Here is a 13,121-nt window from a genome sequence, read left to right as displayed (position 1 = left end):
CTCAACCTGGTGAGGGATCTCCGCGCACCGGTTTCGGCTTCAGTGCTTCGGCCAGCGGGCGAACCCGCTTCGGCCGCGCACCGAGCACGATTTCCCGGACCGCAAGCACGATCACCGATATCACGAACGGCACGATGTAGTACAGCAGGCGGAACAGCAGCATGCCGGCGAGCAGCTCTTCCTTGTCCATCTGCCACAGCCCGACCAGCATCGCGGCGTCGAACACGCCGAGCCCACCGGGCGAGTGGCTGGCGAAACCGAGCAGCGTCGCCGACACGAAGATCACCGCCACCACCACGAAGCCGACATTGGGCTCGTCGGGCGTGAGCACATACATCGCCAGCGCGCAGAACCCGAGATCGACGATACCGATTGCGATCTGCAGCAGGGTCAGCTTGCCGCCCGGCAGCGTCACCGTCCAACTGCCGCGCCCGACGCAACGCGGCTTGAACGACACCCAGGCGACGTAAATCATCAGGCCTGCGAGGATCAGCAGCGCGAGCACGCGGTTGACCGACGGCGGCAATTGATCGACCGCGGACGCCGCCTCCGGATGATAGGCCACGCCGAGACCGAGCACCGCGGCGTTACCGAGCCAGAACGTCAGGCCGGCGAGAAAACACACTTTGGCGACGTCGATCGCATCCAGCCCCCAGGCCGAATAGATCCGGTAGCGCACCGCGCCCCCGGTCAGCGCGCTGGCGCCGACATTGTGGCCGATCGAATAGCTGGTGAAGGCGGCGAGCGCGTTGACCCGGTACGGCACGTCGCCGCGGCCGATCGCATGAACGGCGAACAGATCGTAGAAGGTCAGGGTGAAATAGCCGGCAGCGACGAACATCGCGGCGAGCGCGATCGAACTCGGATCGGTCTGCCCCATCGCATCGAGCACGCGATCGAGGTCGATGCCGCGCAGAATATGGTACAGAACGTAGCAAGCGGCCGCGATGACCGCGATGCTGACCGCAACACCGAGTTTGTGCAGGATTTGCTTCTCGCGCAGAACTGCGATCGTTCTGCGTATTGCGATCCGCATCGAGACCTCGAATCCCCTTCGCCCGCGCTTCTACCCCTGGTGTCACGGCCCAGGCGCCGTGGTTCGGCCGACCGCGCATCGTTGGTAGCGTGTTTTCAGGCCGAGTGGAATTCGGTCAACACCGGAAGACCGCCGGCGACGCTTCAAATCCGCTTCAACCGACCGACTGCACCTTCGCTGTTATTGGGATTTCGTTGCAACGCGGGACCTATCGTCGCAGCGGCCGGTCGATCGCGGCCGCCACGACCGTCAGGGCTGCGGCGATTGCCGCGCGACCACCCAGTAACGGAGCCACGAGCCGATCGCACACCCGATCAGATAGGCGGCGACCATGGCGAGGAAAAGGTCGAGCCAATAGCCGGCCCGACCGGGAACCAGCCTGGCGAGCGACAGCCCGACCAGCACCGCCGCGATCCCGCCGACGCCCAGCCCGGCGTTCTTGGACAGGCTGGGTCCGCGGTGGACCACCGAGATCCACCCGATCGCGAAGCCGAGCAGCAGCGATCCCACCAGCCAGCCCCAGAAGAAGTCCGACAAAGCCACCATGCGTCACCTGACCACGAAATCGATCCGGCGGTTCTTCGCCTTGCCCGCCTCAGTGTCGTTCTCGGCGACCGGAATCTTGCTGCCATAGCCGAACGCCTCGAACCGCTCGGGCGGCAGGCCGGCGCGAACCATGTAATCGACGACCGCACGGGCGCGCCGTTCCGAAAGCGTCTGGTTGAATGCGTCGTCACCGTCGCTGTCGGTGTGTCCGGCGACTTCGATTTTGGCGTTGGGGCAGCGCATCGCGGTCTCGATCAGCCTGTCGAGCAGGCTGGCCGAGTCCTTGTCGATGGTGGCGCTGGCGGAGTCGAACTGCACCGTTCCTTTGGCCAGCAGGCCGTTGAACAATTGCTGGCACACCGTGGCGTCCACCGGCGCCGCCTGCGGCTTGACCGACAGATCGATCTTCACCGTCCAGCCTTGCGGCAGTTCCTTGTTGAGGCCGCCCCGGATCTGGTTCGCCGCGACGTCGTAGAATGCGTCACCCGACAGGTGCACTTCGCGGTCCGACAAAACCAGGGTGCCGGTCGACAGCCGCGACAGCGCGCCGAGAGCGGGCAGAGCGGCATCGACGAACCCTTTCGGCGCTCCGACGCTGGCCTTGAGGTGATCGACGACCTTGTCGCCGAAGAATTTGCGGCCTGTGGCGCCCGCGAGCGCTGCGTGGACGGCATTGTCCGGAACGTAGCCCTCGAGCGTCACCTGACCTGAAACCGGATCCTTATAGGCGCGGAACACGTAAGGCGGTGCCTCGATCTCGTTGTCGCCGACCGAATAGCCGTCGGGCAGATTCCGGAGCGCCGCGGCGATCGCTTCGCGGCCGCCGAGATCCTTCGCCATCCCCTTCAGCGCGACCTTGGTCCCGGTGAGGGTGATCTTGCCCTGTTTGAGCTTGGCCATCTGGTCGATCAACAGCATCGCCGCCGCATCGAACCGCTGCGGGGCGCCGCGTGCCAGCGCCATGCGGTCGACCACCTCGACGCCCGCGAACGCGGCCTTGGCGCCGTCGAACAGGCGCGTCCTGCTGGCCGGCAACGGGGCGCTGCCGCTCAGCGTCACCCGGACGACATCGCGTTCGATCGACCACACGTAAGGTGACGCCTCCGGGACCAGCTTGGTGCGATCATTAACCAGACGAAGCCCCGGCACAGCCTCGACGGCGGATACCGCGGCCCGACGCCCCTCTTCGGAGAACGCCTCTGCCGTCAACGTGATGTCACGTCCGGCAGCGGTGATCTTGGTCTTGTCGAGGATGGTGTCTTTGAGCGCAGCCGCGGAGCGGGCGCTGAGTTCGGCTTCCACGGCAGGCATCGTCGTCCAAGCGGCGACGGCCCAGAGAATAACCAGCGGAATGGCGCCGGGCCACCATTTACCGCTGGAGCTGTAGAGTCCGCGCATTCCGCTTCCCGTGGATCAGAAGCAGAGAGAAATCAAACCGTTGGAGGGCTGTCAAACGCAATTCCTGAAAACAGCAACCAAAGTTGCGCTTCGCATAACCGTTTCTTCAACCGTGGACTCCTAGCATCCCCCCGAAATGATGTAGCCTTCGCTTCGATGAAACATTTTCGCCACAATATGATCCGCGCCGGGCTCGAAGCCCTCTATTACACGGGCGCGCACCGGGTATTGCGTCCGCTCTGTTCCGGAATCGGCACCATCTTCATGCTGCACAACGTCCGGCCCGGCCGCGACGATTCGTTTCAGCCAAATCGCCACCTCGAGGTCACCCCGGACTTCCTGCGCGCCACTCTGAGGCATTTGCGGCAGCTCGGGATCGATCTCGTCCCGATGGACGAGCTGCATCGCCGATTTCGGGCGCGCGACTTCGGCCGGCGCTTCGCCTGCATCACGCTCGACGACGGCTATCGCGACAACCGCGATTTCGCGCTTCCTGTCTTCGAGGAGTTCGGCGCCCCATTCACCGTCTTCGTCACCAGCGACTTCGCCGAAAGCAACGGGCGACTATGGTGGGTGACGCTGGAACGGGTGATCGCAGCCCAGAGCCGGCTGGAAATCGCGATCGGCGGCCATGACCTGCGTTTCGACATTCCGACGCCCGACGCCAAGCAGGCGGCCTTCGAGCGCATCCACCATCTGTTGCGCGGCCTGCCGAACGGCGGCGATCTCGATGCCACCATGACCGGGCTGTGCCTGCGCTACGGAGTCGACGAAACCGCTGCGGCTCGCGAGCTCTGCCTGTCTTGGGACGAACTGCGCCGCTTCGCCGCGCACCCGCTGGTGACGATCGGCGCTCACGGCATCACCCATTGCATGCTGCGCCGACAGAGCGAATTGGTCGCCGCCCACGAACTCACCGGCAGCCGCGCCCGCATCCAGGACGAACTGCAGCGGGCGGTCGACCACCTCGCCTATCCGTATGGCGACAAAGCCTCAGCGGGGCCGCGCGAGTTCGCGCTCGCCCAGGCGGTCGGCTACAAGACCGCGGTGACCACGCGTCCGGGTATGATGTTCGCCGAATACGCCGATCACCTCACGGCGCTGCCTCGAATTTCGCTCAACGGCCATTATCAGGACGACCGGCTGTTACCGGTGCTGACATCCGGTGCCGCCACCGCGGTGTGGAACGGCTTCCGCCGCGTCGCTGCGGCGTGATTTCTTGACTCACTCTCCTCGCCGCCGCAAACAAGCGGCCAAAGATCCGAGGGAGGCGTCATGTTCAAAGATTTGTTTTCGCTGCAAGGCCGCGTCGCATTGGTAACCGGCGGCTCTCGCGGCATCGGCAAGATGATTGCGGCAGGCTTTCTCGCCTACGGCGCATCGCGGGTTTACATCACCGCGCGCAAAGCCGCCGCCTGTCAGGCCGCCGCGGACGAACTCACCGAGATGTATCCCGGCGAGTGCGTGGCACTGCCGATCGACATCTCGACCATGGCCGGCATCGAAATGCTGGCCGCCGAGATCAAGCGCCGCGAGAGCTCGCTCGATATCCTGGTCAACAACGCCGGCGCCGCCTGGGCGGCCGACTTCGACGAATTCCCGGAGAGCGGCTGGGACAAGGTGATGACCCTCAACGTCAAGACGCCGTTCTTCCTGACCAAGGCGCTGGCGCCGCAGCTTCGCGCCGCCGCGAGCGCCGAACAGCCCGGCAAGGTGATCAACATCGCCTCGATCGACGGCATCTTCGTCAACCCGTTGGAGACCTACCCTTACGCGGCCTCGAAGGCCGGGCTGATCCATCTCACCAGGCGGATGGCGGTGCGGCTGATCAAGGATCACATCGTGGTCACAGCAATCGCGCCGGGACCGTTCGCCTCCGACATGAACAAGGCGGCGCGCGACGAGGCCGATGCGGTCGCCAAGCGGGTGCCCGCCGGCCGGATCGGCACCGATGAGGACATGGCGGGCACGGCGGTATTCCTCGCCTCGCGGGCCGGCGACTATGTGGTCGGATCGACCGTGACCGTTGACGGCGGCGTCGCCTTCGCCAATCCGGGCATCAAGGGTGACGGCTGGGCATAGCCGCCTCGCTTTGCGTCTCCCGCCGAAGCGGTGGGGGACGCGCCTTCCCAAAGGTCGCCTCACCGCCCAGCCACGTTCGGAAGCGCGGGCCTCCGCCTGCGGTGTTGCGCCCCACCTGCCGAAATTTACCTTGAATTATAATGCACCGAACGGCATCCGTTCGTTTGCTGGCGCTCGTGGCCGGCACTATCATTCTCCAAACAGGTGCGAACGGACGGTCATGGTCGAGCCAAACGACACCGATGCGGGCTTTCTGCTCGACCTCGGCCAGCACGTTCGCACCATGCGTGGCCGGCGCGGCCTGTCGCGCAAGGTGCTGGCGAAGGTCTCCGGCATCTCCGAGCGCTATATCGCTCAATTGGAAAGCGGCAAGGGCAACGTCTCGATCGTACTGCTCCGGCGGATTTCCGAAGCGCTGGCGACCCCGCTGGAAGATCTGCTGCCGTCCGACGAAACGTCGGCCAACTGGCCGGTGATCCGCGACCTGGTGCGACGCGCCACCCCGGTGCAGATCGCCCATGCCAAGGACGTGCTGTCCGGACTCGGCAGGCTCGGCGCCAACATGCAGCGCGAGGCGACCTTCCACGGCATCGCGCTGATCGGCCTGCGCGGCGCCGGTAAATCCACCCTCGGCAAGATGCTGGCCGACAGCATCGGCTGGAGTTTCGTCGAGTTGAACCGCGAGATTGAACGCCAGAACGGACTGTCGGTATCCGAGATCATCGCCCTGTACGGCCAGGAAGGTTTCCGCCGGATGGAGCAGGCAGCATTGAGGCAGTTGCTGGCCCGCAACGAGCCGGTGGTGCTGGCGACCGGCGGCGGCATCGTTTCCGAGCCGATCACCTTCGATCAGATCCTGACCTCGTTTTACACCATCTGGTTGAAGGCACAGCCGGAGGAGCACATGACCCGGGTGCGCGGCCAGGGCGATATGCGCCCGATGGCCGACGACCGCGCCGCGATGCAGGAACTGCGCACCATTCTGCAGAGTCGCGAACCGCTGTATGCTCGCGCGGCCGGCGTCCTCGATACCGCCGGACTGACGGTCGAGGCAGCCGCACGCAAGCTCGTCGAGATGGTCTCGCCGGTGCTGAGCCGGGATTCAGGAGCGTTCGGCCTTCACCGGCCGGCGCCGTAGGCGCCGTTACGGCTTGGTCCCCTCGAACTGCCGCAGCAGCTTGTTGCCACGCTCGACTGCGGAATCCATCGCCGCCTGGGCCGACTTATCACCATGGACCGCGTGCTCGAACTCGACCTCGATCGCGGCCCGGACCAGCACGAACGAGCCGAGCCGCAACCCGCGAGAATTGTCGGTCGGCGGCTTCAACGTGATCTGTTCGATCGAAATCGCAGTCCCCGGATTGCGGTCGTAGAAGCCCTGAGCGCGGGTGAGATCGTAAGCCGCCTTGGTGATCGGCAGATAGCCGGTGTGCTGGTGCCAGGCCGCCTGAATCTCCGGCTTCGACAGATAGGCGAAGAACTTGGCCACTCCTTTGTATTCCGCCGCCGGCCGGCCACGCAGCACCCACAGCGTGGCGCCGCCGATGATGGTGTTCTGCGGCGCGCCGGCCACATCCGGCCAATACGGAAGGCGGCCGTAGCCGACCTCGAATTTGGCATTGGTCAGGATGTCGGCGCGGGTCGCCGACGAACCGATGAAGATGCCGCAGTCGCCCTGCTGGAATCGCGGCTCCGCCGCCGTGGCACGGCCGCTATAGTCGTAGATCTTGGTCTTCTGCCAATCCGCGAGCTGCGCGACATGGCGCACCACCGTCGGATTGTTGAACACCAGCTCCGCATCCAACCCGCCGAGCCCGTTCGACCGCGTCGCCAGCGGCAGGTTGTGATAGGCGGAGAAATTCTCGACGTTCACCCAGGACGGCCACGCCGTGGTGAAGCCGCAGGCCGCTCCCGCATCGCGCAGCCGCTTCGCCATGGTGCCGACGTCGGGCCACGTTGCAGGCGGCTTGTCTGGATCGAGCCCGGCCCGACGAAACAGTGTCTTGTTGTAGTACAGGATCGGCGTCGACGCGTTGAACGGAAACGACAGCATGTTGCCGCTCAGATCGGTGTAGTAGCCGGTGACCGCGGGGAGGTAGTCGGCCGGCGAGAACGCTTCGTTCTCGTCTTTCATCAGCTCGTAGACCGGATACACCGCGCCCTTCGCCGCCATCATGGTGGCGGTGGCGATCTCATTGACCTGTACGATCGCCGGCTGAGTCGAGGAACGGAACGCGAAGATCGCCGCGGTCACGGCCTGGGTGTAATTGCCCTTGTAGCTCGGCACCACCCGGTAATCGGATTGCGAGGCGTTGAAATCCGCCGCCAGTTTCTCGAGCTGCCGGCCGAGCTCGCCCGACATCGCATGCCACCACGCGATCTCCGTGGCCGCGCCGGCAGGAGCGGTCCCGGCACCGCCGCAAACCAGGACTGCGGCGATTTGCGCAAGTTTTCTGAACATCCCGGCCATCGTCAGACGCGCTCACTCCCGATAGCCATCGCCCAGGCTGATCTGCTAGCTTGGCGGGACTTCTCCGATCCCTGTGAACGGCATTAACCTTATGGGATTGAACTTGCCGCTGTCCAGCCGAGCCGTGGTCCCGCACGCCGACGCCGCGCGCGCACCAGCGGTTGCGGCCGGGCGGCCGAGTGGTGATCGACGAAACATCGACCGGATTGGACCCGATGTCTTCGAAGCCTGCTGACGCCGAGCCGCGCCCGGACAACCGTGGCCGCACAGGCCTCGTCGGCTTGGTGCGGGCCGTGCCGATCCGCTGGCGGATCCTGTCGATCGCAGCTCTGAATTCGCTGGTCGTTCTGGTTCTGATCAGCCTGATCTGGAGCGGCTCGCGGGAGCTACGCACCGCGTGGGACGACGTGCGGCACGTCCGTGAGTCCGACAACATCCTGGCACTGCTCGAGAGCGAAACCGGCCGGCTGCAGAATCTGATCCATCGCTACATCAACCAGCCCAGCCCCGATTTGTTTGCCGAGATCCTGCTCCTGCGCGAGGCTGTGCTCGGGACGCTGACCAACCGCGCCTCGACCGATCCGATGCTGTCCGGTTCGGTCGAGGAGCTGGAGCGCGCGACCGAGCGCTTCCTCGGCGGCTTCGGCGATCTTCGGGCGCTGCAGACCACCATCAAGGCGACCTACGAAAACCAGGTCCAAGCGCCGGCACGTGACATCGCAGCGTTGTTCGCCGTGATCGCCGGCGCCAGCGGCCAGCGCGATGCGCTGATCCTGCCACCGCTCGGCCGCGCGCGTGAGGCGTTCACCGCCATGCTGGTCGCGGCGAACTCCTACTACCTGTCGCTGTCGCCGCAAGCTGCCGAAGACGCGCGGCAGAACACCGAGACGATCGTGCGCACCATTCCGGTGATGACCGACCTCGCCGACAACGATCTGCAGAAGATGGCACTGGAGAAGCTGAAGCTGCGCACCGGGGCGCTGAGCGACGGCCTGCAGGAACTGACCGATCAGCTCGCCAAACGGAGCGATCTGCTACGCAACTCGATCGACGCCAGCCAGGCCGCGACCATCGCGGCGATCGATGCGCTCTCGGTCAAGATGCGGCAGCGCGAGCAGAAAGCGCAGGAGACGTTCGATCGCACCCTGGCGGGAATCTCGCAGAAGGTGCTGACGATCGCGCTGATCTTCCTCGGAATCATCATCTCGGCCGGGATCGTCATCGCGCTCAGCATTCGTCTGCCGCTGCAGCAGATCCTCGCCTCGATGCATGCGATCACATCGGGCAATTACGACCGCCGCGTCGCCGGCACCGAGGCGCGGGACGAGGTCGGCGCGATGGCCCGCGCCGTCGAGGTGTTCCGCGAGAACGCCATCGACAAGCGCAAGGCGGAAGACGATCTGCGTGCATCGAAAGAGAAGGCCGAGAGCGCACTGCTCGAACTGAAGACCGCGCAGCAGAATTTGATCGATGCCGAAAGGCTGGCCGCGCTCGGCAGTCTGGTCGCCGGCGTCGCCCACGAGGTCAACAATCCGATCGGCATCAGCCTGACGGTGGCATCGAGCTTCACCCGCCGCGCCACGACCTTCGAGGCTGAACTCAAAGGCGATACGCCGCTACGGCGCTCGCAACTCGACGAATTCGTCCGCTCGGCACGGGACGCGGCCCAGCAGCTCGTCGGCAACCTGCAACGGGCGGCCGATCTGATCCAATCCTTCAAGCAGGTCGCGGTCGATCGTTCGCACGCCGAGCGCCGGCGGTTTTCGCTGCACGAGGCGACCGATCAGATCGTCGCCAGCCTGAAACCGGTGCTGAAGCGTGCCCCGATCGATCTCCGTATCGACGTGCCCGAAGGGCTGGTGATCGACGGCTATCCCGGGGCCTACGGACAGATTTTGACCAACCTGTTTCTGAACGCCGCCAACCACGCGTTCCCGGACGCCCGCCCCGGGGCGATCACCATCACGGCGCGCCCCCGCGGCGCCGACGACATCGAGATCATTTTCGCCGACGACGGCGCCGGCATGACGCCGGACGTGCAGCGCCAGGCATTCGACCCGTTCTTCACCACCCGCCGTAACGAGGGGGGCACCGGCCTCGGCCTGCACATCGTTTACAATCTGGTGACCCAGCAGCTCGGCGGACGCATGGTGCTGGAATCAAGATTAGGACAAGGCACGACTTTTCGCATTATCATGCCGAAGACCGCCACCGGTGGCGCGGCTCCTGCCGCTCCGCCCATCGACGGAAACCTGCAATGGCCGACCAGGACGATATCCTCGAGCTGATCGAAGACACCGATTCGACGCCTGAGGTATCGGGCGCGCGAAAATGGAAGATCGCGGTGATCGACGACGACACCGCGGTGCACGACGGCACCCGGTTCGCACTCAGCGATTACAGCCTGAACGGCCAGGGACTGGAAATCGTCTCGGCCTATTCCGGCGCCGAAGGGCGCGAACTGATGCGGGCCAACCCCGACATCGCCGCAGTTCTGCTCGACGTCATCATGGAGACCGACGCCGCCGGCCTCGATTTGGTCGAGTTCATCCGCAACGAGCTGAAGAACGAGACTGTCCGCATCATCCTGCGCACCGGCCAGCCGGGCCAGGCACCGGAACGGCGTGTGATCGTCGATTACGACATCAACGACTACAAGGCCAAGACCGAACTCACCGCCGACAAGCTGTTCACCTCGCTGACCGCCGCTCTGCGCAGCTACCAGCAGCTCGAACGCATGGTGCAGACGCGGCGCGGCCTCGAAATCATCATCGACGCCGCCTCGACGCTGTACGATTTCAAATCGATGCAACGGCTGGCGGAGGGCGTGCTGACTCAGCTCGCCTCACTGCTCAACGTCGACTGTGCCGGTATTCTTGTGTTGCGCGATTCCGGCGAGGACCTGGCGGTTCTGGCCGGATCCGGCTGTTACAGCCGCTTTATCGGCACCACCTGCCAAGGCAACGGGCTCGACCAGAACCTCCGCCAGATGGTCGAGGAAGCGTTCCGGCGCCGCAAGCACGAATTCGCCAACCACCGTACCGTGCTCTACATCCGCACCGGCAGCGGCCGCGAAGTCGTGGTGTTGCTGCAGGCCGAACGCGAGCTGTCGGAAACCGACCGGTCGCTGGTCGAGATCTTCGGCAGCCGGCTGTCGATCGCGTTCGACAACGTCATTCTCTATCGCCAGTTGCATGAGGCCAATACCCAGCTCGAAGACCGGGTGGCGCAGCGCACCCGGGCGCTGACCCTCGCCAACCGCCGACTGTCGACGCAGTGGCTGCGGCTGCAGCGCGCCAATGCGTTCAAGAACGAGATCCTCGGTACCGTCGCCCACGATCTGAAGAACCCGCTCGGCGTCATCCTCGGCCGCACCGAGATGCTCACCGAACTGATCGGCGCCGAAGCCTCCAAGGACCACGTCATTGCCCAGGTCGACCACATCCGCGACGCGACCCGGCGGTTGACGCTGATGGTCGACCACCTGATTTCCGACGCGATGGCCGACGCGTTCGACATCTCGATCCGGCGCGAGCCGGTGGACCTCGCGGCGCTGGTTGGGGAGGTTGCGGAAGCCAACCGGCCGATGGCGCAGAACAAGCAGCAGGAGATCTCGGTGTCGACGCCGGAGGCTTGCACCACGATGTGCGACTCCGACCGGATGCGCGAGGCGATCGACAATCTGGTCAGCAACGCCATCAAATACAGCCCGGTCGGCGGGCGGATCGCGCTGCAGGTCGATAGCGACGGCGACAACACCGTGATCCGCGTCTCCGACGAAGGCGCCGGTCTGTCGCCGGAAGACCTCGGACGGTTGTTCGGCCGCTTCCAGCGGCTGTCGGCCAAGCCGACCGCCGGCGAGAGCTCGACCGGCCTCGGGCTGTCGATCGTCAAGAAGATCGTCGACATGCACGGCGGCCAGGTCACCGCCGCGAGCCCGGGCCCCGGTCAGGGCGCGACCTTTACCATCACACTGCCCGCAGCACCGCCGTCATGAGCCAGAACCCGCACATCATCGTCGTCGACGACGAAGCCCCGGCCCGCGAAATGGTCGGCGACTATCTGAAGATGCACGGCTTTGCCGTCACGCTGTGCGACGGCGGCAAGAGCCTGCGCGCCGAGATCGCCACCAAGCTGCCGGACCTGGTGGTGCTCGACCTCAACATGCCGGAAGAAGACGGGCTCTCGATCATCCGCGACCTCAAGGCGAAATCGAACGTCCCGGTGATCATGCTGACCGCGACCGCCAGCCCGATCGACCGCGTCGTCGGCCTCGAGCTCGGCGCCGACGACTACATCGCCAAGCCCTGCGAGCTACGCGAATTGATGGCGCGGATCCGCTCGGTGCTGCGCCGCGCGGCGCCGCCGAAGCCGGCCGCCACTGAACCGGCGAGTGCCGCCAAGGCCGATAACGCCCAGCTCGTCCGGTTCGGCACCAAATGGCTCGATCTTGAAGCCCAGGCACTGCGCGACGATGACGGCAACGAGCATCCGCTGACGGCATCGGAGTTCGGCCTGCTGAAGGTGTTCGCGGCCAATCCCAAACGGGTGCTGTCGCGCGAGCGGCTGCTGGAGCTGGCGAATGCGCGAGATGCCGAAGCCTTCGACCGCGCGGTCGATCTCCGCATCATGCGGATCCGCCGCAAGATCGAGCCGGACCCGACAAAACCGGCCGTAATCAGGACAATTCGCGGCGGGGGCTATTTGTTCTCGCCGGCCAGCGAACGGGCCTGACCCTGCCGGCCGACCGTCGCGGCCGCCTGCAGCCCTGATCCCTCTCGCCTTTTGCACCGATTGTTTCGTCACCGACCAAGCGACGAAACAATTCGAGCATGACACGAAACCATTTTCCGCCCCGGCGCAGACCTCCTGAAACGGTAGCTGGCTAGTAGTTCTCCCAACACGCCGCGGGGGAGCGCGGCACGAAGGGAGCTCGTCATGCAGAACGTCATTGCGCTCAACGACGCCGGCCGCCTGGGCATCCTCGCCGCCAGAGCCACGAGCGATGAAATGCTGCTCGCCAGCATTGCGGACGGTGACCGGACTGCGATGCACACTTTGTACGCTCGGCACAATGTGCGGGTTTATCGGTTCATCCTGCGGATGCTGCGCGACGCTGCGACCGCCGAGGATCTGGTCAGCCAAGTCTTCCTCGACGTGTGGCGGACCGCCCGGCAGTTCGAAGGCCGTGCTCAAGTGTCGACCTGGCTGCTGTCGATCGCCCGCTTCAAGGCGCTCACCGCGCTGCGCCAGCGTCAGCACGAGGATATCGACCAGGACGACGTGCTGGAGATCGCCGACGGCTCGGACTCGCCGGAGACCGCCCTCGACCGCAGCCGCACCAGCGACATCTTGCGCGCCTGCATCGCCAAACTGTCGCCGGCCCATCGCGAGATCATCAATCTCGTCTACTATCATGAGAAGTCGGTGCAGGAAGTCGGGCGCATCGTCGGCATCCCGCAGAGCACGGTGAAGACCCGGATGTTCTATGCCCGCAAGCAGCTCGCCGAACTGCTCAAGCGGCACGGCGTCGAGAGCCTCGCGGCGTGACGTCGCAGGTGCGCCGATCCGCGCCGCTTGGTCGCACGC

General features: G+C 65.3%; 11 protein-coding genes. 7 read left to right on the top strand and 4 right to left on the bottom strand.

From position 1 onward, the window contains the following. Position 1 precedes the first annotated feature (1 nt). From M9H71_RS11450 to M9H71_RS11440, 3 genes are all read right to left on the bottom strand, one after another. Positions 2-1,036: a UPF0104 family protein gene (locus M9H71_RS11450; RefSeq protein ID WP_455405144.1), complete on the bottom strand. Its 1,035-nt coding sequence runs from the start codon at positions 1,034-1,036 to the stop codon at positions 2-4. Positions 1,037-1,285: 249 nt separating this feature from the next. Further along, positions 1,286-1,582 carry a hypothetical protein gene (locus M9H71_RS11445; protein WP_455405143.1) on the bottom strand — a complete coding sequence of 99 codons (297 nt, stop codon included), beginning with the start codon at positions 1,580-1,582 and terminating at the stop codon, positions 1,286-1,288. 3 nt (positions 1,583-1,585) lie between these two features. Then, positions 1,586-2,980 carry an OmpA family protein gene (locus M9H71_RS11440; RefSeq protein ID WP_455405142.1) on the bottom strand — a complete coding sequence of 465 codons (1,395 nt, stop codon included), beginning with the start codon at positions 2,978-2,980 and terminating at the stop codon, positions 1,586-1,588. Between the two features lie 156 nt (positions 2,981-3,136). On the opposite strand from M9H71_RS11440, the gene M9H71_RS11435 reads away from it, so the two are divergent. The 3 genes from M9H71_RS11435 to M9H71_RS11425 are packed head-to-tail and all read left to right on the top strand — an operon-like array spanning position 3,137 to position 6,200. Then, the gene (locus M9H71_RS11435) at positions 3,137-4,195 is read left to right on the top strand and encodes a polysaccharide deacetylase family protein (protein ID WP_455405141.1); all 1,059 of its coding nucleotides are present in this window, start codon (positions 3,137-3,139) and stop codon (positions 4,193-4,195) included. 60 nt (positions 4,196-4,255) lie between these two features. Next, positions 4,256-5,062 carry an SDR family oxidoreductase gene (locus M9H71_RS11430; RefSeq protein WP_455405140.1) on the top strand — a complete coding sequence of 269 codons (807 nt, stop codon included), beginning with the start codon at positions 4,256-4,258 and terminating at the stop codon, positions 5,060-5,062. Further along, positions 5,046-6,200 carry a helix-turn-helix transcriptional regulator gene (locus M9H71_RS11425; protein ID WP_455405139.1) on the top strand — a complete coding sequence of 385 codons (1,155 nt, stop codon included), beginning with the start codon at positions 5,046-5,048 and terminating at the stop codon, positions 6,198-6,200. The genes M9H71_RS11430 and M9H71_RS11425 overlap by 17 nt, the downstream gene beginning before the upstream one ends. A gap of 6 nt (positions 6,201-6,206) precedes the next feature. On the opposite strand, the gene ugpB is transcribed toward M9H71_RS11425, so the two are convergent. After that, a complete protein-coding gene (ugpB, locus tag M9H71_RS11420; RefSeq protein ID WP_455405138.1) occupies positions 6,207-7,532 on the bottom strand; it encodes a sn-glycerol-3-phosphate ABC transporter substrate-binding protein UgpB in 1,326 nt (441 codons plus the stop codon). Between the two features lie 215 nt (positions 7,533-7,747). Between ugpB and M9H71_RS11415 the strand changes: the two genes are divergently transcribed. From M9H71_RS11415 to M9H71_RS11400, 4 genes are all read left to right on the top strand, one after another. Next, the gene (locus M9H71_RS11415) at positions 7,748-9,820 is read left to right on the top strand and encodes an ATP-binding protein (RefSeq protein WP_455405137.1); all 2,073 of its coding nucleotides are present in this window, start codon (positions 7,748-7,750) and stop codon (positions 9,818-9,820) included. After that, positions 9,790-11,529 (top strand): ATP-binding response regulator, encoded by a 1,740-nt coding sequence (locus tag M9H71_RS11410; RefSeq protein WP_455405136.1) that lies wholly within the window; start codon positions 9,790-9,792, stop codon positions 11,527-11,529. Before M9H71_RS11415 ends, M9H71_RS11410 begins: the two co-directional genes overlap by 31 nt. Then, positions 11,526-12,266 carry a response regulator gene (locus M9H71_RS11405; RefSeq protein WP_455405135.1) on the top strand — a complete coding sequence of 247 codons (741 nt, stop codon included), beginning with the start codon at positions 11,526-11,528 and terminating at the stop codon, positions 12,264-12,266. Before M9H71_RS11410 ends, M9H71_RS11405 begins: the two co-directional genes overlap by 4 nt. 204 nt (positions 12,267-12,470) lie before the next feature. Next, complete coding sequence (locus M9H71_RS11400) at positions 12,471-13,082, top strand: sigma-70 family RNA polymerase sigma factor (RefSeq protein WP_455405134.1); 612 nt, start codon at positions 12,471-12,473, stop codon at positions 13,080-13,082. Positions 13,083-13,121 lie beyond the last annotated feature (39 nt).

It is taken from the genome of Rhodopseudomonas parapalustris, from assembly GCF_053772255.1.
Note: the sequence above shows the minus strand (reverse complement) of the source record. Positions and strands in the feature narration are given on the sequence as shown.

What these genes read in the sequence shown, in the direction of transcription:
- M9H71_RS11450 (WP_455405144.1), bottom strand. Translation starts at nt 1,036, where the DNA reads ATGCGGATCGCAATACGCAGAACGATCGCAGTTCTGCGCGAGAAGCAA.
- M9H71_RS11445 (WP_455405143.1), bottom strand. Translation starts at nt 1,582, where the DNA reads ATGGTGGCTTTGTCGGACTTCTTCTGGGGCTGGCTGGTGGGATCGCTG.
- M9H71_RS11440 (WP_455405142.1), bottom strand. Translation starts at nt 2,980, where the DNA reads ATGCGCGGACTCTACAGCTCCAGCGGTAAATGGTGGCCCGGCGCCATT.
- M9H71_RS11435 (WP_455405141.1), top strand. Translation starts at nt 3,137, where the DNA reads ATGAAACATTTTCGCCACAATATGATCCGCGCCGGGCTCGAAGCCCTC.
- M9H71_RS11430 (WP_455405140.1), top strand. Translation starts at nt 4,256, where the DNA reads ATGTTCAAAGATTTGTTTTCGCTGCAAGGCCGCGTCGCATTGGTAACC.
- ugpB (WP_455405138.1), bottom strand. Translation starts at nt 7,532, where the DNA reads ATGGCCGGGATGTTCAGAAAACTTGCGCAAATCGCCGCAGTCCTGGTT.
- M9H71_RS11415 (WP_455405137.1), top strand. Translation starts at nt 7,748, where the DNA reads ATGTCTTCGAAGCCTGCTGACGCCGAGCCGCGCCCGGACAACCGTGGC.
- M9H71_RS11410 (WP_455405136.1), top strand. Translation starts at nt 9,790, where the DNA reads ATGGCCGACCAGGACGATATCCTCGAGCTGATCGAAGACACCGATTCG.
- M9H71_RS11405 (WP_455405135.1), top strand. Translation starts at nt 11,526, where the DNA reads ATGAGCCAGAACCCGCACATCATCGTCGTCGACGACGAAGCCCCGGCC.
- M9H71_RS11400 (WP_455405134.1), top strand. Translation starts at nt 12,471, where the DNA reads ATGCAGAACGTCATTGCGCTCAACGACGCCGGCCGCCTGGGCATCCTC.